This is a genomic window from Amycolatopsis sp. lyj-112 (assembly GCF_046549055.1).
Lineage (GTDB): Bacteria > Actinomycetota > Actinomycetes > Mycobacteriales > Pseudonocardiaceae > Amycolatopsis.
The window spans coordinates 173,352-190,119 of sequence record NZ_JAJPWS010000013.1; the positions used below are offsets into that span (position 1 = coordinate 173,352).

The 16,768-nt window shown below is 67.5% G+C and carries 18 protein-coding genes; 6 read left to right on the forward strand and 12 right to left on the reverse strand.

Translation table 11 applies throughout. From position 1 onward, the window contains the following. Window positions 1-3 precede the first annotated feature (3 nt). Both ACLJRL_RS33165 and ACLJRL_RS33170 read left to right on the forward strand, forming a co-directional pair. A complete protein-coding gene (locus ACLJRL_RS33165) occupies window positions 4-750 on the forward strand; it encodes an SDR family oxidoreductase (protein WP_410660282.1) in 747 nt (248 codons plus the stop codon). Window positions 751-932: 182 nt separating this feature from the next. Continuing rightward, window positions 933-1,346, forward strand: coding sequence for a VOC family protein (locus ACLJRL_RS33170; protein ID WP_410660283.1), 414 nt, complete (start codon window positions 933-935; stop codon window positions 1,344-1,346). Here the strand turns inward: ACLJRL_RS33170 and ACLJRL_RS33175 are convergent. From ACLJRL_RS33175 to ACLJRL_RS33185, 3 genes are all read right to left on the reverse strand, one after another. Next, entirely contained in the window at window positions 1,343-2,026 is a 684-nt protein-coding gene (locus ACLJRL_RS33175; protein WP_410660284.1) for a DedA family protein, read from the reverse strand. The two genes, ACLJRL_RS33170 and ACLJRL_RS33175, sit on opposite strands and share 4 nt — an antisense overlap. 151 nt (window positions 2,027-2,177) lie before the next feature. Continuing rightward, window positions 2,178-4,454 (reverse strand): MFS transporter, encoded by a 2,277-nt coding sequence (locus ACLJRL_RS33180; protein WP_410660285.1) that lies wholly within the window; start codon window positions 4,452-4,454, stop codon window positions 2,178-2,180. Between the two features lie 4 nt (window positions 4,455-4,458). Next, window positions 4,459-4,977, reverse strand: coding sequence for a MarR family winged helix-turn-helix transcriptional regulator (locus ACLJRL_RS33185; protein WP_410660286.1), 519 nt, complete (start codon window positions 4,975-4,977; stop codon window positions 4,459-4,461). 244 nt (window positions 4,978-5,221) lie between these two features. On the opposite strand from ACLJRL_RS33185, the gene ACLJRL_RS33190 reads away from it, so the two are divergent. Then, on the forward strand, window positions 5,222-5,647 hold the full coding sequence (locus tag ACLJRL_RS33190; protein ID WP_410660287.1) for a PPOX class F420-dependent oxidoreductase: 426 nt from the start codon (window positions 5,222-5,224) through the stop codon (window positions 5,645-5,647). Between the two features lie 69 nt (window positions 5,648-5,716). On the opposite strand, the gene ACLJRL_RS33195 is transcribed toward ACLJRL_RS33190, so the two are convergent. Beyond that, window positions 5,717-6,247 (reverse strand): TetR/AcrR family transcriptional regulator, encoded by a 531-nt coding sequence (locus tag ACLJRL_RS33195; RefSeq protein ID WP_410660288.1) that lies wholly within the window; start codon window positions 6,245-6,247, stop codon window positions 5,717-5,719. A gap of 89 nt (window positions 6,248-6,336) precedes the next feature. On the opposite strand from ACLJRL_RS33195, the gene ACLJRL_RS33200 reads away from it, so the two are divergent. Together ACLJRL_RS33200 and ACLJRL_RS33205 are read left to right on the forward strand one after the other, a co-directional pair. Next, window positions 6,337-7,821, forward strand: coding sequence for an MFS transporter (locus tag ACLJRL_RS33200; RefSeq protein ID WP_410660289.1), 1,485 nt, complete (start codon window positions 6,337-6,339; stop codon window positions 7,819-7,821). A 19-nt stretch (window positions 7,822-7,840) separates the two neighbouring features. Further along, a complete protein-coding gene (locus ACLJRL_RS33205; RefSeq protein WP_410660290.1) occupies window positions 7,841-9,229 on the forward strand; it encodes an FAD-binding oxidoreductase in 1,389 nt (462 codons plus the stop codon). 79 nt (window positions 9,230-9,308) lie between these two features. Here the strand turns inward: ACLJRL_RS33205 and ACLJRL_RS33210 are convergent, their stop codons facing one another. The 4 genes from ACLJRL_RS33210 to ACLJRL_RS33225 all read right to left on the reverse strand — a co-directional run bounded on the left by ACLJRL_RS33210 (window position 9,309) and on the right by ACLJRL_RS33225 (window position 12,430). Then, window positions 9,309-10,031 (reverse strand): DedA family protein, encoded by a 723-nt coding sequence (locus tag ACLJRL_RS33210; protein WP_410660291.1) that lies wholly within the window; start codon window positions 10,029-10,031, stop codon window positions 9,309-9,311. A gap of 51 nt (window positions 10,032-10,082) precedes the next feature. Continuing rightward, entirely contained in the window at window positions 10,083-10,529 is a 447-nt protein-coding gene (locus ACLJRL_RS33215; RefSeq protein WP_410660292.1) for a hypothetical protein, read from the reverse strand. A 22-nt stretch (window positions 10,530-10,551) separates the two neighbouring features. After that, complete coding sequence (gene nagA, locus ACLJRL_RS33220; protein WP_410660326.1) at window positions 10,552-11,763, reverse strand: N-acetylglucosamine-6-phosphate deacetylase; 1,212 nt, start codon at window positions 11,761-11,763, stop codon at window positions 10,552-10,554. Window positions 11,764-11,854: 91 nt separating this feature from the next. After that, window positions 11,855-12,430 (reverse strand): SigE family RNA polymerase sigma factor, encoded by a 576-nt coding sequence (locus tag ACLJRL_RS33225; RefSeq protein WP_410660293.1) that lies wholly within the window; start codon window positions 12,428-12,430, stop codon window positions 11,855-11,857. Between the two features lie 152 nt (window positions 12,431-12,582). Between ACLJRL_RS33225 and ACLJRL_RS33230 the strand changes: the two genes are divergently transcribed. Further along, window positions 12,583-12,867 (forward strand): YciI family protein, encoded by a 285-nt coding sequence (locus ACLJRL_RS33230; RefSeq protein WP_410660294.1) that lies wholly within the window; start codon window positions 12,583-12,585, stop codon window positions 12,865-12,867. Window positions 12,868-12,871: 4 nt separating this feature from the next. Here the strand turns inward: ACLJRL_RS33230 and ACLJRL_RS33235 are convergent, their stop codons facing one another. From ACLJRL_RS33235 to ACLJRL_RS33250, 4 genes are all read right to left on the reverse strand, one after another. Then, a complete protein-coding gene (locus tag ACLJRL_RS33235) occupies window positions 12,872-13,867 on the reverse strand; it encodes a PDR/VanB family oxidoreductase (protein WP_410660295.1) in 996 nt (331 codons plus the stop codon). Next, complete coding sequence (locus tag ACLJRL_RS33240) at window positions 13,864-14,742, reverse strand: metal-dependent hydrolase (RefSeq protein ID WP_410660296.1); 879 nt, start codon at window positions 14,740-14,742, stop codon at window positions 13,864-13,866. Before ACLJRL_RS33240 ends, ACLJRL_RS33235 begins: the two co-directional genes overlap by 4 nt. Further along, on the reverse strand, window positions 14,739-16,208 hold the full coding sequence (locus ACLJRL_RS33245) for a flavin-containing monooxygenase (protein WP_410660297.1): 1,470 nt from the start codon (window positions 16,206-16,208) through the stop codon (window positions 14,739-14,741). The genes ACLJRL_RS33240 and ACLJRL_RS33245 overlap by 4 nt, the downstream gene beginning before the upstream one ends. Window positions 16,209-16,289: 81 nt before the next feature. Then, window positions 16,290-16,763, reverse strand: coding sequence for a pyridoxamine 5'-phosphate oxidase family protein (locus ACLJRL_RS33250; RefSeq protein WP_410660298.1), 474 nt, complete (start codon window positions 16,761-16,763; stop codon window positions 16,290-16,292). Window positions 16,764-16,768 lie beyond the last annotated feature (5 nt).

A 16,768-nucleotide genomic window follows, 5' to 3' on the forward strand; every position in this document is an offset into this window, starting at 1 on the left:
CCTATGACCGGGGTTCTCATCGTCACGGGCGGCAGCAAGGGCATCGGCGCGGCGGTCTGCGAACTGGCCGCCGCGCGCGGCTACGACGTCGTCGTCAACTACGCGGGTGACGCCGACGCGGCCGAAGACGTCGCCGCCCGCGTCCGCGAACACGGCGGGCAGGCGATCACCCAACGCGGGGACGTCGCTTCCGAAGACGACGTCGTGGCCTTGTTCGACGCCGCCGTCGCACTCGGCCCGCTCGCCGGTGTGGTCGCCAACGCGGCCGTCACCGGCAACACGCCCGGGCGCTTCGACGAGTACGAAGTGGACGTCGTCCGCCGCGTGGTGGACGTCAACATCACGGGCGTTTTCCTGTGCGTCCGCGAGGGCATTCGCCGGATGTCCACCCGCTACGGCGGTTCGGGCGGCGCGATAGTGACGCTTTCGTCCACTGCCGTGCGAACCGGATCACCCGGTGAGTGGGTGCATTACGCGGGAACCAAGGCAGCGGTCGAAACAATGACTTACGGTGTGGCGCAAGAAGTCGCGAAAGAATCCGTACGGGTCAACGCGGTTGCTCCGGGAATGATCCACACCGGACTTCATGCCGCGGCGGGCTTGCCCGACCGTATGGACCGGCTCGCCCCGACCATCCCGATGGGACGCGCCGGCGAACCCGCGGAAGTCGCGGAAGCCGTGCTGTGGCTGCTTTCTCCGGCTGCTTCGTACAGCACGGGCACGGTGCTGACCGTCGGCGGAGGACGTTAGCCGATCACTACGGCGGTCACGGCTCGATATCGGGTCCGCGGTCGGTTCAGCCACGTTTTAACGGTGTTTCCGGGGCGATATCACGATTCATGTGGGAACTCGGACGGAACCACTCGCCGTCCGATGTGCCTGTGTCACCCTGGTGGCGCCCCCAAGCTTCTTGATCAGGACGGTCTCCCCCGATGTCCAAGCTCATGTCTGTGCATCACCTGGCACTCACCGTGACCGACGTGGACCGGAGCGTGCCCTGGTACGCCCGTGTGCTCGAGCTCGAGGAGTACACCCGTCGCGAAGACCCGGACACCGGGCTGCGGAAGGTCGTGCTGCGTTCGCCCAGCGAGGGCTTCGCCGTGGTGCTCGTCGAGCACCAGGACACCGAACGCCCGCGGTTCGACGAGCGGAGAACCGGTCTGGACCACGTGGCGTTCAAGGTCTCTTCGCGGTCGGAACTGGCCGAATGGGAGGCGCGGCTTTCCGAATACGGCGTCGTCTACACCTCGGCGAAAGAGTCACGCACGCTCGAGGGTTCGGCGGTCATCGTGTTCCGTGACCCGGACGGGATCCAGCTGGAGATCTGGGCGGATCGCGAGGTCTAGGCCGCGTCCTGCGTGGTCGTGCTGTCCTCGACCTCGTCGACCGGGCGCCGCATTTCCTGGCGGTAGCGGATCACGCCGTAGGCCGTGCCCACCACGAAGAACGCGATGCTGACCCAGAGCGCGACGGTCTTCACCCACGGCAGTTCGTCCAGCAGACCGGCGCCGTAGTAGCCGAGCAACACCAGCGTCGGCACCCAGAGCAGCCCGCCGAGCGCGGTCGCGAGCGCGAACCGGCGCGGATCCATCCGCGCGGCCCCCGCGATGAGCGGCGCCAGCGTGCGGATCCACGGGATCCAGCGCGCGGCCACGATGGCGAAGAATCCCTTGCGGTCCAGGAAGGCCCTGGCGCGGTCCAGGTTGTGCCGGTTGAGCACCTTGCCGCCGCGCCGCGCGATCAGTTTCGTCCCGGTCGTCCGGCCGATGTAATACCCCACCTGGTTGCCGAGGATCGCGACGAGCAGGGCGGCGGCCGAGAGCAGCCACGCGTTCAGGTCGGAGCCGTGCTGCGCGAGGACGACCCCGGCCGCGAACAGCAGGGAATCGCCGGGCAGGAAGAGCCCCACGATCAGCGCGCATTCCACGAAGATGAAGCTGAGCACGATCACCCAGACGAGTACCGGTCCGGCGGTGTCGAGCCAGCTCACCCCGATACCCGCGGCCTCGGTGTACACCTCACTCACGTCCGCGAGCCTACGTGTACCCCGCGAACCGCACGCGGCCGAACGGTGGATTCGGGGTGTCCAAGAGGCCCGGCACCCACCCCGCCGGATGCTATGAACGACTCGTTACTTGCGAAATTCGCAAGTAACGAGTCGTTCATAGCGCTGGTGACTAGTGCTGGACCAGCTCGTCCAGCGCCTGGTCGTAGCTCAGCCGGACGTCGTGTTCGGCCTGGTCACCGCCCAGCAGTTCCACCCGGCTCGTGGCGGGCGGGTAACCGCTGGCGATCACCGTGTAGGTCCCGGCGGGCAGGTCACTGATCGTGTAGTTGCCCTCCGCGTCGGTCCTCGCCACGGCCGCGACGCCGCCCGAGGAGTCGAGCACGGTGATCCGCGCGTCGGGCACCACCCGGTTGTCGTCGGTCAGGGCGACCCCGCTCAGCAGGATCGTGCTGACCAGTTCGACGTCGTGGCGCAGCACCCCGGCACCGGAGGCGGTCAGCGTCGCCGCGACCGGCCGGAACCAGCGTCCGCTGGCGACGATCGTGTACCGCCCGCCCACGATCCCGGTGAAGGAGTAGACGCCGTCTTCGCCGGTGTTCGTCCGGGCGACCTGATTGCCGTTGTGGTCGATCAGGGTCAGCGCGGCCCCCGCCACGTTCGTCGCGTCGTCCCGGCGGACGTGCCCGCTGATCTGCGCGGATCCCGCCCGGTACACGCCGTTCCCGTTGCCGGAGTGGCCGTTGGTCATGGCGTGCTTGCCCGGCTCGGGAGCCACCGGGGTGGTCACCAAGGTGGGCGTGCTGTCCTCCTCAAGGAGTGCTTCGCCGCCTTCGAGGGCCGAAGCCGCCGAAGGTGCCGAGCCGCCGAGCAGCGGGATCTCCTTCATGAACATCAGGACCAGCGTCGCCAGCAGCGCGACAGCGCCCGCCACGTAGAACACCGTGGTGATCGACTCGGTGAAGCCGATCAGGACCGGGGTCTTGATGGCCTCGGGCAGGTTCGCGATACCGCTCGTGTTCGTCGTCAGGTCGCCCAGCGCCGCCGCGCCTTCACCGGTCGGCGCGTTGCCGCCGAACGCCTTGGTGATGTTGCCCGGCAGGACGTTGAACAGGATCGTCAGGAACACCGCGACACCCGCGGTACCACCGATCTGCCGGAAGAACGTCGCCGACGCGGTCGAGACGCCCATGTCGCTGCGCGGGCCCGCGTTCTGCACCGCGATGATCAGCGTCTGCATGCAGGCGCCGAGGCCGAGACCGATGATCGCGGCCGCGACCAGCGGGTGCCACAGCGCGCTGTTGTACTCGACCTGCGCGAAGAAGAACGAGCCCGCCGCGATCAGCAGCGTGCCGACCACCGGGAACACCTTGTAGCGACCGGTCTTGCTGGTGATCTGGCCCGAGATGATCGAACCGCTCATGATGCCCGCCATCAGCGGGATCATCAGCAGACCCGACTCCGTGGGCGAGAACTCCAGCACCACCTGCATGTACTGCGGGATCATCATGATCGCGCCGAACATCGCCACACCGACGATGACGCCGCCGATGATCGCGACCGAGAAGGTCGAGTTCTTGAACAGCCGCAGCGGGATCAGCGCCGCGTCCTTCATCAGCTTCTCGATGAAGATGAAGGCGACCACGCCGATGGCGCCGATGACGTAGCAGATGATCGCGCTCTGCGAGCCCCAGCCCCACTTGTTGCCCTGCTCGGCGACGATCAGGAACGGCACCACGGCGACGACGAGCGCGAGCCCGCCCCACCAGTCGATCTTGTGGTCGTGGCGCTGGTGCGGCACGTTCAGCACCCGGGCGACGACGAACAGCGCGACGATCGCGATCGGCACGTTGATCAGGAACACCCAGCGCCAGCCGTCGATCGGGCTGCCGAAGAAGCTGCCGAGGCTGTCGAAGTCGGCGAAGAACCCGCCGAGCACCGGGCCGAGCACGGTGGAGATACCGAACACGGCGAGGAAGTAGCCCTGGTAGCGGGCACGTTCCCGCGGCGGCACGATGTCGCCCATGATCGTCATCGCCAGCGACATCAGACCGCCGGCGCCGAGGCCCTGGATCGCGCGGAACGCGGCCAGCTCGTACATCGACGTCGCGAACGCCGAGGCGACCGAGCCGACCAGGAAGATCGAGATCGCGGCGATGTAGAACGGCTTACGGCCGTAGATGTCGGACAGCTTGCCGTAGATCGGCGTGACGATCGTCGAGGTGATCAGGTAGGCGGTGGTGATCCACGCCTGCAGGTCGAACCCGTTGAGATCATTCGCGATCCGGACGATCGAGGTGCCCACGATCGTCTGGTCGAGTGCCGCCAGGAACATGCCCGACATCAGGCCGATCAGGATCGTGACGATCTGTCGGTGGCTGAGCCGGGGTCCCTCTGCCTCAGTTTCGGGCGGGATTCCCTTTGGCGGGCTTTCTACTGCGGAACTCATTTGTTCAGGCCCCCTTGGCCTTCGACGCCGACGCGGGGTCGGCGAACTGTGGAGATGTTTGTTCGATGTCGTTGTTCAGCCGGTTGAACAGGGAGTTGAGGGTCTGCCGGTCGGCGTCGGACCAGTCGCCGAGCACTTCGGCGAGCCACTGGTTCCGCTGCTTGCGGTTCTCCTCGAACACCCGGAGTCCTTCGGCGGTCGGTGCGAGCAGGCAGGCTCGGCCGTCTTCGGGGTCGGCGAGGCGTTCGATGAGCCCGTGCTGGACCAGCGAACTCGACTGCCTGCTGATGGTGGAGATCTCGGAGTGAAGGAACTCGGCGAGCTTGCTGGTCCGCTGGGGGCCGACGTGGATGAGGCAGAAGAGGATCGCGTACGCGGCCCTCTCGATGCCGTCCGGCCCTTGCTTGGACACCTGGGACTTGGCCCGGTTGACCAGCCGTACGAGTCGCACCAGTTCGTGCCCGAGGGTGTCGGCCAGGTCGAGATCGGCCTTCGACCGTGTACCGGGTGTCGTGGGTGTCATGGTGTCTCTCTCGCCGATTGCTTGGTCACTGCAACTAGTTGCCTAGAGCAAGGATGTTCCTCCGAGGGGGTGCTTCGCAAGGCGAAAGTCACCTTGTGTGTCGGACAACACTTTAGTTGCCGTATGCAAGCACATTTATTCGTGCCGGTCTGTCCGGTTCATCCGTCTTGGGGACACTGAGCTGGCCTTTTGTCCTTTTGGGGGTTCGCGGAACAAGAAGGGCTCGCGGCGCTTTGAAGGGGGTATGACCGACGACTCCGCGCTCCGCGCGATCCTCGCCGACCGCGATTTCGGCACCCTCGCCACCATCAAGCGTGACGGCAGGCCGCAGCTTTCCACCGTCAACTACCTCTACGACGCGGACGCCGGCGCGATCCTGATCTCGATCACCGCGCCGCGCGCCAAGACCAAGAACCTCCGGCGCGACCCGCGCGCCACCTTCCACGTGGCGACCGAGAGCGGCAACGGCTACGTCGTGGCCGAAGGCCCGGCCGTCTTGACGCCGACCGCCGCCTCTCGCGACGACGCCACGGTCGACGCCCTGGTCGACCACTTCCGCCGGGCCCGGGGCGAGCACCCGGACTGGGACGAGTTCCGCGACGCCATGGTCGCCGACCAGCGTGTCCTGCTGACCATTCCCATCGAGCGCCTCTACGGCCTCCAGATGTAAGCGCCCCACCCCTCCGCAATTCGTCCTCTAGTTGCGGTAGTTGCACGCGCAAGGGCCGCAACTAGAGGACTAATTGCGTTGGATGCGGGCCTTGATCTCGTCGATCTGGTCGAGCAGGTAGCTGGGGTCGTCCCGGCCCAGCGCCGCCCGCAGGTAGAGGCCGTCGCCCACCAGGATGACGAGTTCGGCGGTCAGCGGGTCGTCGACGTTCTCGCTGATCATGTCGTGGACCCGCTGGTTGTAGACCTGCACGACGTCGGACACCCGCGGCTCGTTGAGCATGATCCGGATCGTCGCCATGGTCGTACGGTGCAGCGGCTTGCGCTGGGTGACGTCGGTGATCGCGGTGCGCAGGTAATACGAAACGACGCCCTCGGGTGCCGCCAGTGCCAGCTCGATGTCCGCCTCCGAAAAGGTGGCCAGACGATCCATCAGGCCTTCGACCAGGGCGTCCTTCGAGCCGAAGTGGTAGAGCAGGCCGCCCTTCGAAACCCCGGCATGCGCGGCGACGGCCTCGAGCGTGACCCCGCCTGGGCCCTGATCGATGAGTATCTCCTCGTACGAGTCGAGGATGCGTTCCTTCGCTGAGGGCTTCGCCATATCAGTTGACTATACCGTCTGGACGGTTTACCTTCGGGTCAGGGCGGTAACTGTACCGTCTGGACGGTTTAGCTAAAGGAGAGTGCGCCATGGCGAGGCGCAAGCAGTGGTGGGCGTTGGCGGTACTGGTGCTGCCGGTGCTGCTGATCAGCGTGGACATGACGGTGCTCGGGTTCGCGCTGCCGTTCCTGTCCGAGGATCTGGCGCCCACCGGTGCCGAGCAGTTGTGGATCGTCGACATCTACTCGTTCATGCTGGCGGGCCTGCTGGTCCTGATGGGCACGCTCGGCGACCGCATCGGACGGCGGAAACTGCTGCTGATGGGCGCCGCGGCGTTCGGTGCCGCGTCGGTGCTCGCGGCCTTCTCGACCAGCGCGTTCATGCTGATCGTCGCCCGCGCGCTGCTCGGTATCGGTGGCGCGACGCTGATGCCGTCGACGCTGTCGCTGATCCGCAGCATCTTCCTCGACCCCAAGCAGCGCCGGATCGCGATCGCGGTCTGGAGCGCGGGGTTCTCCGGCGGTATGGCGCTCGGGCCGGTGCTCGGCGGCTGGCTGCTGGAGCACTTCTGGTGGGGTTCTGTGTTCCTCATCAACGTCCCGGTGATGGTGATCCTGCTGGTCGCGGGGCCGTTCGTGCTGCCGGAGGCGCGTGACCCGAAGCCCGGCCGGTTCGACCCGTTGTCGGCGCTGCTCTCGCTGGCCGCGATGCTGCCGGCCGTCTACGGCATCAAGCTGATCGCCGAAGACGGCTTCACGGTCAAGGCCGGGCTCAGCATCCTGCTGGGGCTCGCGCTCGGTGTGGTGTTCGTTCGCAGGCAGAACCAGCTCGCCGAGCCGATGCTCGACCTGAAGCTGTTCTCGAACCCTGCCTTCAGTGGTTCCGTCGTGACGAACCTGCTCGGCGTGTTCGCCATGGTCGGCCTGCTGTTCCTGGTGCCGCAGTACCTGCAGCTGGTGCTCGGGCTGTCCCCGGTCGTGGCCGCGCTGTGGATGCTGCCGGCGACGGTCGCGGGTATCGCCGGAGCGCTCTTGGCGGCCTGGCTCGCCAGGCGGATCCGGGTGTCCGTGCTGGTCAGCGTCGGTCTTCTGATCGGCGCGGTCGGTTTCCTGGCGCTGACGCAGGTCTCCTCCGGCGGCGGGCTCGCGTACGTCGTGGTGTCGTTCACGCTGCTCGGCGGCGGTGTCGCCCTGTCGGAGACGCTGACGAACGACCTCGTCATCTCGGCCGCCCCGGCCGAGCGGGCCGGTGCCGCGTCGGCGATCTCGGAGACCGGTTTCGAGCTGGGCGGCGCGCTGGGTACCGCGATCCTCGGCAGTGTCGCGACCGCGGTCTACCGCTCCGGCCTGCCCGAGGGCACGGCCGAGGCGGCCCGGGACACGCTCGGCGGCGCCGTCGCCACCGCGCACCAGCTCGCCCCGAACGAGGGGCAGGCGCTCCTGGAGTCGGCTCGCGAGGCCTTCACTCAGGGGATGCACGTCACCGCATGGGCGGGTACCGCCGTGCTCGTCTATACAGGTGTTCAGGCCTACCTTCTGCTCAATCGGAAGAAAGATTCCACAGTGCGGATCTGATGGGGCTTACGATGAGGGCATGAGCAACGACGCCTTGGTCACCCGGCTCCGCGAGCATCTCGGCAAGTCCGCGGTGCTCACCGACTCCGACGTCACGGACGCGTATTCCCGCGACATGATGCCGCTGGCCCCGGTCGGCAAGCCCCTCGCGGTGGCGCTGCCGTCCGATGTGGAGGGTGTGCAGGCCGTCGTCAAGGCCTGTGCGGAGTTCGAGGTGCCGATCGTGCCGCGCGGCGCCGGCAGCGGTCTGTCCGGCGCCGCGAACGCGATCGACGGCTGCGTCGTGCTGGTGCTGACCAAACTCGACCAGATCGTCGAGATCGACGCGGGCAACCGCCTCGCCGTCGTGCAGCCCGGCGTGGTCAACCTCGATTTCCGCAACGCGGTGGAGAAACACGGCCTGTTCTACCCGCCGGACCCCTCCAGCTACGACTGGTGCACCCTCGGCGGCAACCTGTCCACCAACGCGGGCGGATTGTGCTGCGTGAAGTACGGCGTCACCACGGATTCCGTGCTGGGCTTGGAAGTCGTGCTCGCCGACGGGTCGCTGCTGAAGACCGGACGCCGCACGGTGAAGGGCGTCGCGGGCTACGACCTCGCCCGGCTCTTCGTCGGCAGTGAGGGCACGCTCGGCGTGATCACCCAAGCGACTCTCGCGCTGAAACCGTTGCCACAGTTGCCTTCCACGTTCGTCGCGGGATTCAGCAGCACCGAGGCCGCCGGTGAAGCCGTCGCGCGGGTCGTGCGCGAGGGGCTGGTGCCGTCGCTGCTGGAGATCATGGACGCGACGTCCATCAAGGCCGCCGAGGCCTATCTCAAGACCGATCTCGGCGCCGGTTCGGACTGCAAGGCCTTGCTGCTCGCGCAATCCGACTCCGGTGGCGAGGTCGCGCGACGCGAACTCGCCGCGCTGGAACAGATCTGCGTCGACTGCGGCGCGGATCTGGCCTACGCCACCGACGATCTCGAAGAAGGCAAGATGCTGCTGCAGGCGCGGCGGGTCGTGCTCAACGCGCTGGAACTGTACGGCGTCTGGCTGACCGACGACGTCTGCGTGCCGCGCACCCGGATCGCCGAACTGATCGCCGGCTGCGAGCGGATCAGCGAGGAGGTCGGGCTGCGGATCGCCGTCGTGGGACACGCCGGTGACGGCAACATGCACCCGACGATCGTCTACTCGCCGGATTCCGAGGACGAGTTCGCACGGGCGCAGAAGGCCTTCGACGCGATCCTCGAAGTCGGCCTGTCACTGGGCGGCACGGTCACCGGCGAGCACGGCGTCGGCAAGATCAAGCGCGAGTGGCTCGCCCGGGAGATCGGCGAGATCGGCCTTCGCGTGCACCGGCAGATCAAGCAGGCCCTGGACCCGGAAGGCCTCTTCAACCCGGGTTCGATGTTCTCCCTCTGAACGTGCCCCAGACGCTATGAACGGCCCGTTACTTGCAAAATTTGCAAGTAACGGGCCGTTCATAGCATTGCGAAGAGGGTCAGTCGCGCACGCGCGGGAGCTGCTGCGTCGCGTCGACGTCCACGGCCGGAGCGGCGGGACCGGCCGCGGCGGCGTGCTTCTTCTCGCGGCGCGCCTTCAGGTACTCGAGCACGATCGGCACCACCGACACCAGCACGATCAGGATGAAGATCGCGTCGATGTTGTCGCGGATGAACGGGATGTCGCCGAGCAGGTGGCCGAGCGCGGTGATCCCGGCGGCCCACAGGATGCCGCCGATGACGGTGTAGGTGAAGTACTTCTTCGGGTCCATCTTGCCGATGCCGGCGATCCAGGTGATGAACGTCCGCACGAACGGCACGAACCGCGCCAGCACGACCGCCTTCGGCCCGTGCTTCTCCAGGAAAGCGTGTGTCTGGTCGACGTACTTCTTGTTGAAGAACTTCGAGTCCGGGTTGCGGAACAGCCAGGGGCCGATCTTCCAGCCGAGGCCGTAGCCGAGCAGGTTGCCGAGCAGCGCCGCGACGGTGACCAGTACGCAGACCAGCCACAGCGGAGCCTCGATCTGGCCCGAAGCGATGAGCAGGCCCGCGGTGAACAGCAGGGAGTCACCGGGCAGCACCGGGAAGATGCTGCTTTCGATGAAGATGATCAGGCAGAGCACGGTGATGACCGGGACGGTCAGCCCGCTCAGCAGGTGCTGCGGGTCGAGCCACTCCGGCAGGAGGCCCATCGTCGTCACGTTGTTCTGCGCGAGAATCACACCAAAACGGTACAGGGTGACGCTGAGTGCCTTCACTCGACGGGAGGCGGCTCAGATCAGCGTGAGCAGCCCGATCACGGAACCGGCGGCCAGCCCGAGCAGCACGGCCAGCAGCAATACCCAGTACGCGGGCAGCGGCGCGCTGCCCGTCGAGGCCGCTCGGGGCGGTGCCGGACGGTCGGCGAGCCGGGCCGTTTCGGCGTCCTCCAGCGCGACGCGCTCCCGTTCGAGCGAGCCGGCGCCGGCGCCGGAAAGCAGCCCGTACTGCAGCGGCAGCTCGCTCCCGCCGGGTGACGGGGCCAGCTCGGTGGTCGGCGTCGCCGACGTGTCTTCAGTGTCCGAAGAGCCCGGAGTGTCCGAAGAGCCTGAAGTGGCTGGAATATCCGCAGTGTCCGCTTCGGGGGACTTTTCGGTGATCCGCTCCGCCGAAGGAGCGAAGACGGCTTGAGCGCGCAGAGCGTCGGCAAGGAGCTTCTCAGGGTCTTTGGGCTCGCTCATCCGGACTCGCTCCCTTCCGCCGCTACCCGTCGCTGACCGTCACACCGCCTTCGACCGCACCGTTCAGCGGGGCCGTGGCGCCCAATCTAGCCGCAGCCGCCTCCCTGACCCACTCGCCCTGGCGCAGTACCTTCACCGGCCGCAGGTTGCGGTCGAGCAGCACGAGGTCGGCGGCGAGCCCGGCGCGCAGCGAGCCGGTCCGGTCGGCGATGCCGAGCAGTTCGGCGGGACGGCCGGAGGTCGCGCGGACGGCGTCGAGCAGGTCGATACCCGCGCCGCGGACCAGGTTGCGGAAGGCCGCGTCCATGGTCAGCGTGCTGCCGGCGAGCGAGCCGTTCCCGGCCAGCGTGGCGACGCCGTCGCGCACGTCGACCTCGAGACGGCCGAGGATGTAGCTGCCGTCGGCGGCGTCGGTGGCCGACATCGCGTCGGTGATGAGCACCGTGCGGCCCTTGCCGGCGTGGTGCGCGGCCAGCCGCAGCACCGTCGGGTGCACGTGGACGAGGTCGCAGATCAGCTCGACGGTGATCCGCTCGTCGTCGAGGAGGGCGCCGATCGGGCCGGGTTCGCGATGGTGGAGCGGCCGCATGGCGTTGAAGAGGTGCGTCGCGACCGAAGCGCCCGCGTCGATCGCGGGGATGATCTGGTCTTCGACGCCGTCGGTATGTCCGATCGCGGCGATGACGCCCGATTCGGCCAGCTGGCGTACCGCTTTGATGCCGCCGTGCAGTTCCGGCGCGAGGGTGACCATCCGGATGTCACCGCGGCCCGCGCCGAGCAGCGCGTTGACCGTGGCCGTGTCCGGTTCGATCAGCGTCGCCGGGTCGTGCGCCCCGCAGCGCGCCTTCGAGATGAAGGGGCCTTCGAGGTGGATACCGGCAAGTTCACCCTCTTGGACCAGCTCCCGGAGCGCCGCGATCTGGTCTCTGAGCACCGGGATGGGGTCCGAGACCAGGCTGCCGAGCATAGTCGTGGTCCCGTGGCGCCGGTGTGCGCGCACGGCGCGCATCAGCTCCTCGGGATTCGCGCTGGAGAACGAACCGCCCCCACCGCCATGGCAGTGCGTGTCGACGAAACCGGGCACGATCAAGCACCCGTCGGCATTGACGTACTCGATATCGCCGACGTCCGGGGGTGCCCCGGAGCCGACTTGGACGATCTTGCCGCCGGCGATGACCAGCCAGCCGTCGTCGAGTACACGGTCCGGGGTGACAACCCGGCCGCCCACGATCACGAAATCTCCGGCGCCTCTCACGCCCCCCAGCATATATTGGTCTGGACCAAGCATGGCGGCACAACCCAGCGGTCGAGATGAAGGCCGGGCATCAGTTCGGTGACTGCATCGCTTTCTGCAGCGCCTCGAGCGCCCGGCTGGCGGTTGACTTCACGGTACCTTTCGAAATACCGGCGGCCTCGGAGATTTCGGCCTCACTCAGCCCACCGTAGTAACGGAGGACGAGAACTTCGCGCTGGCGAGGGGGCAGTTTGGACAAAGCGCTCACAACGGCCTGATGTTCACTCGACAGCATGGCGAGGCTTTCCGCCGAACGCGCGTTGACCGCGTGCGGGGCGACGTACTCGCGGGCCGTCTTGCGGCGCCGCAGCACACTGCGTGATCCGTTGACCACGGCGGTGCGCAGATATCCGACGGCCGCCGCGGCGTCGCGCAGCCGTCCCCAGTTGCGGTGCAGCCCGGTGAACGCCTCTTGGACGACGTCCTCGGCGGTGGCGGGCTCGTCCACGAGCAGGATGGCCAGCCGGACGAGCCGCATCCGGTGCTGGCGGTAGAGGTCTTCAAGGGTCAGCGGCGCCGCAGGCGGCGGTGGCGTAACCGGTCCGTCCATGGTGCGCAGCTGGCCGAGGGTCACCTCGACACTGCGTTCCGCGTTGCCCTCGAGCATGTACCCCTACCTGTTCATTTACCCCTTTGAAGCACAACCTGTGCATGGCGCCCGGTCAGCGTATCGGGTTGGGCAGGACTCTTGCCTGATCGGATCCTGAGAAGGTCGGTACCGTTCAGCACAGCCCTGTTGAAGCGATCTTGGAGACGTCGATGGCCTGGTTCCTGGTGGAGATCCGGTATGTGCGGGAAAAGCTCGAGGACGTGCGCCCCCGGCACCGGAAATTCCTCTCCGACCTCGCCGAACAGGGCGTCGTCGCGCTCGGTGGCCCGCTCGGGGACGGCTCCGGCGGCCTGTCCCTCTATCAGGCGACGGACGAGGCGGCGCTGAACGAGATCCTCGAGCAAGACCCGTACCACCTCGAAGGCGTCGTCGCGGAGCGAATCGTCCGCGAGTGGAAGCCGGTCCTGGGCTCCTGGCTGCCCGAGCAGGTCTGAAACATCAGATATCGAGGGTGACCGGCTCGCGTTCGACGCAGATCCGGACGCGGTCGCCGGTCACCGTCGGCAGTTCGCAGGTCCCGCAGAACCCCTGACGGCACGAATACGCGATACCGGGCACGGTTTCGCGCAGGACGTCGAGCGTCGTGCGGTCGGCCGGGACGTCCAGCGTCACGCCGCTGCGGCCCAGCGTGACCTGGAACGGCTTCCCGCCGACGATCGGCGGCGTCGAGAATCGCTCGAAGAACACCGGCCCGGACGTCCGCAGCGCCGCGTCCGTCCGGACGCCGACGATCATCGGAACCGGACCGCAGCAGTAAACCGGAGCGTTCCCGGGCGCGCCTTCGAGGAGTTCGGCGCCCGAAGCGGGGATGCCGTATTCGGAGTCCGGCCGGACCCAGACGCGGTCCCCGAAGGTCGAAAGCTCCTCCTGGAACGGCATCGAGGCCAGGTCGCGGCCGGTGTAGACCAATCGCCAGTCCGCGCCCGCGGCCGCCGCCTGCCGCACCATCGGCAGGATCGGCGTGATCCCGATACCGCCCGCGATGAACAGGTAGGCCGGGCTCGCCACGAACGGGAACGCGTTGCGCGGGCCGCGCGCGGTGATCCTCGCGCCCTTCTTCAGGCCGTGCACCGCCGTCGATCCTTCGCCCAGCAGCCGGACGCCGACGCGGTAGGCCGAGCGGTCGTCCGGATCGCCGCACAGGGAGTACTGCCGGACGAGCCCCGGCCGCGGCGAGAGGTCGACGTGCGCGCCGGGCCGCCAGCGGGGCAGGGCCTCGCCGCGTTCGTGCACCAGGCGCAGGCTGACGACACCCTCGGCTTCGACACGGAGATCGTCCACGACCAGCGGGAGGTCACGGCCGACGGTGAGCACCGGCGGCCGTCGCCGTCCGCTTACCCCGCTGAGCCTGCGGTACACCGCGACGACGCCGGTCAGCGACGCCATCACGCGGTCGGTCCGCCCGCTGCCGTCGAGCCGCAGCGGGCGCGTCATCGTGGGTCGTCGGCGGCGAGCGCGGCCGGCGAACTCGCGAGGTACGCCACCGCCTGATCGGTGTTGCCGGTTTCCGTGGGGTGGTACGACTTCTTGAAGTACGGCACGAGTTCGCGCCGCAGTTGCCTGCCCGACGGCAGCAGCCCGAGCTTCGCCACCCGGAGGTACGTGCGGAAACTCGTCTTGCCCGGCCGGGTCGGGTCGTTGCGCATGAGGAACCTGGTGCCCCGCAAGAAGACCCACGCGAGCACCGGGGTCACCACGAGCATGCTGCGCACGCGGCGGCCGTAGCGCCCGTCGAGGTGCATGAACAGGTCGAAGGCGACCGAGCGGTGCTCGACCTCTTCGGCGCCGTGCCAGCGCAAGAGGTCCAGCATCGTCGGGTGGGCGTCCGCGTCTTCGAGCGCTTTGGCGTCGAGGATCCACTGGCCGAGGAACGCGGTGTAGTGCTCGATCGCGGCGATGATCGCGAGCCGCTCGATGAGCCATTCTTCGCGCCGCTGGGCGGAAAGGTCACGATCGCCGAGCAGGCGCCGGAACATCCACTCCATCTGCGCGATGTACGGGCGCACGTTGACGCCCGCGGCTTCGAGATGGCCGGCGGCGCCGTCGTGTGCCTCGGCGTGCATGGCCTCCTGGCCGATGAACCCGAGGACGTCCTCCTTGAGCCGCTCGTCGCGGATCAGCGGAACGGCCTGCTTGAACACCTCGACGAACCAGCGTTCACCCTCCGGCAGCGCCAGGTGCAGCACGTTGATCGTGTGCGTCGCCTGTGGTTCGCCGGGGATCCAGTGCATCGGCAGCGACGCCCAGTCGAACTTGACGTCGCGCGCGTGCAGGACGATCTGCTCGTGCTCCTCGGGTTGAGCGGTCATGACGCCCTCCCGCTGAGTTCGTAGTCGCTCGGATCGACCTTCCGGGTTTCGAGCCAGTAGCGCCAGGTGAACCCGGGCCAGATCGTGCGGTTGACGCCCTTCGCGTCGAGGTACCAGCTCTTGCAGCCGCCCTGGGTCCACACGCCCTTGACCAGCTTGTCCTGGATCTCGCGCTGGAACTTCTCCTGCACGCCGGGCCGGACGTCGAGCGCCGCGGCGCCGCGCGAGCCGGCGAGCTTGATGGCCTCGACGACGTACCGCGCCTGCGATTCGATCATGAACACCACGGAGTTGTGGCCCAGCGCGGTGTTCGGGCCGAGGAGGAAGAACAGGTTGGGGAAGCCGGAAACGCTGATCCCCTTGTGCGTGTGCATGCCCTCGGCGGCCCACTCCTTGGCGAGGTCGCGGCCGTCGATCCCGGTGATGTCCAGGTATTCCAAGGCATCGGTCACCTTGAACCCGGTGCCGTAGATGATCGCGTCGACCTCGTGCTCGACGCCGTTCCCGTCGACGACGCTGTGCTCCTTGACCTCGCGCACGCCTTCGGTGTTGACGTCCACATTGGACCGGTTGATCGCCGGGTAGTAGTCGTTGGAGATCAGCACCCGCTTGCAGCCCATGGTGTAGTCGGGGGTGATCTTCTTGCGCAGCGCGGGATCCTTGACGCTGCGGCCGATATGCCGCCGGGCGACCATTTCCCCGGCCTTCATGAGCGCGGGATGGCCGTTGAAGCCGACCGCCCGCACTTCGAGGAACCAGTACAACGCGTTGCGGTACAGGCGTTGCGCGCCGGGGATACGCCGGAACGCGGTCTTGGCCCAGCCCGGCATGGCGTGGTCGGGCTTCGGCATGATCCACGGCGGCGTGCGCTGGAACAGCGTCAGTTCGGCGGTTTCGGGGGCGATCTCCGGGACGAACTGGACCGCGCTGGCGCCGGTGCCGACCACGGCGACCTTCTTGCCACGCAGGTCGTATTCGTGGTTCCACTGCGCGGAATGCCAGGTCTGGCCCTTGAACTTTTCGATTCCGGGGAGCTTCGGGACCTGCGGGATGTGCAGGCCGCCGACGCCCGAGACCACGAACTGGGCCTCGAAGTCACCCGACTTCGTATGGACGCGCCAAAGGCGGGCGTCGTCGTCCCAGTCGGCGCCGGTGAGTTCGACGCCGAACCGGATCTTGCGCCGCAGGCCGTACTTGTCGGTGACGTCCTTGAGGTACTGGAAGATCTCCGGCGCGGGTGAGAACGACCGGGACCAGTCCGGGTTCTGCTCGTAGGAGAACGAGTACATGTGGGACTGGACGTCGCAGGCGCAGCCGGGGTACGAGTTGTCCCGCCACGTACCACCGACTTCGTCCGCCTTCTCCAGGATCACGTAATCCCGGATTCCGGCTTTTTCGAGCTGAATGGCCTGGCCGAGCCCGGAGAACCCGGTGCCCACGATCACGACCTTGAACCGCTCGGTCATCTGGCGTCCTCCACTTCGAGGCCTTGAGTGCGCAGATGACGTTACCGGAAGTAACAGTTACTTTCTAGTACTACTTACTTGTCAGTACGTTCCGCCGAGCTTCGAATGGTCCCAGCTGACGATCTTGGTCGGGCGGAAGATCAGGCCGATTCGCTTCGTGGCCTGCTTACCGATGAACCCGGCGAGTTCGTCGGGCACCGGGTCTCCCGGCTTCGCACCCGCGTAGCGCTGCATCAGCGTGATACCCATCTGGGTGACCCTCGGGGTATCGGTGATGACCTCGACGTCGGCTTCGAGGGAGATCCCGCGGAGCTTGTCGTAGCTTTCGCCGTCCTCGATGAGCACCGTGGCGCGCGGGTCGCGCTCCAGGTTCTTCGCCTTCTGGGACGAGCCGTAGGTCCAGGTCGCGATGCCGGACTCGTACGGGTAGTACCAGAGCGGGGCCAGATGGGGGCGTCCGTTGGGGCCGATCGTCGCGACGTTGATGACCTTCTGCTCGTCGAGGTACGCGGCGAGTTCGTCGGGTGTCATGCGGATCTGGTCGCGACGGGACATATGCG

Bases quoted from the DNA above. Each gene is read 5' to 3' on its own strand.
- ACLJRL_RS33240 (WP_410660296.1), bottom strand. From the start codon at position 14,742: ATGACCGCTCAACCCGAGGAGCACGAGCAGATCGTCCTGCACGCGCGC.
- ACLJRL_RS33190 (WP_410660287.1), top strand. From the start codon at position 5,222: ATGACCGACGACTCCGCGCTCCGCGCGATCCTCGCCGACCGCGATTTC.
- ACLJRL_RS33195 (WP_410660288.1), bottom strand. From the start codon at position 6,247: ATGGCGAAGCCCTCAGCGAAGGAACGCATCCTCGACTCGTACGAGGAG.
- ACLJRL_RS33205 (WP_410660290.1), top strand. From the start codon at position 7,841: ATGAGCAACGACGCCTTGGTCACCCGGCTCCGCGAGCATCTCGGCAAG.
- ACLJRL_RS33170 (WP_410660283.1), top strand. From the start codon at position 933: ATGTCCAAGCTCATGTCTGTGCATCACCTGGCACTCACCGTGACCGAC.
- ACLJRL_RS33215 (WP_410660292.1), bottom strand. From the start codon at position 10,529: ATGAGCGAGCCCAAAGACCCTGAGAAGCTCCTTGCCGACGCTCTGCGC.
- ACLJRL_RS33165 (WP_410660282.1), top strand. From the start codon at position 4: ATGACCGGGGTTCTCATCGTCACGGGCGGCAGCAAGGGCATCGGCGCG.
- ACLJRL_RS33250 (WP_410660298.1), bottom strand. From the start codon at position 16,763: ATGTCCCGTCGCGACCAGATCCGCATGACACCCGACGAACTCGCCGCG.
- ACLJRL_RS33235 (WP_410660295.1), bottom strand. From the start codon at position 13,867: ATGACGCGCCCGCTGCGGCTCGACGGCAGCGGGCGGACCGACCGCGTG.
- ACLJRL_RS33245 (WP_410660297.1), bottom strand. From the start codon at position 16,208: ATGACCGAGCGGTTCAAGGTCGTGATCGTGGGCACCGGGTTCTCCGGG.
- ACLJRL_RS33225 (WP_410660293.1), bottom strand. From the start codon at position 12,430: ATGCTCGAGGGCAACGCGGAACGCAGTGTCGAGGTGACCCTCGGCCAG.
- ACLJRL_RS33230 (WP_410660294.1), top strand. From the start codon at position 12,583: ATGGCCTGGTTCCTGGTGGAGATCCGGTATGTGCGGGAAAAGCTCGAG.
- ACLJRL_RS33200 (WP_410660289.1), top strand. From the start codon at position 6,337: ATGGCGAGGCGCAAGCAGTGGTGGGCGTTGGCGGTACTGGTGCTGCCG.
- ACLJRL_RS33180 (WP_410660285.1), bottom strand. From the start codon at position 4,454: ATGAGTTCCGCAGTAGAAAGCCCGCCAAAGGGAATCCCGCCCGAAACT.
- ACLJRL_RS33185 (WP_410660286.1), bottom strand. From the start codon at position 4,977: ATGACACCCACGACACCCGGTACACGGTCGAAGGCCGATCTCGACCTG.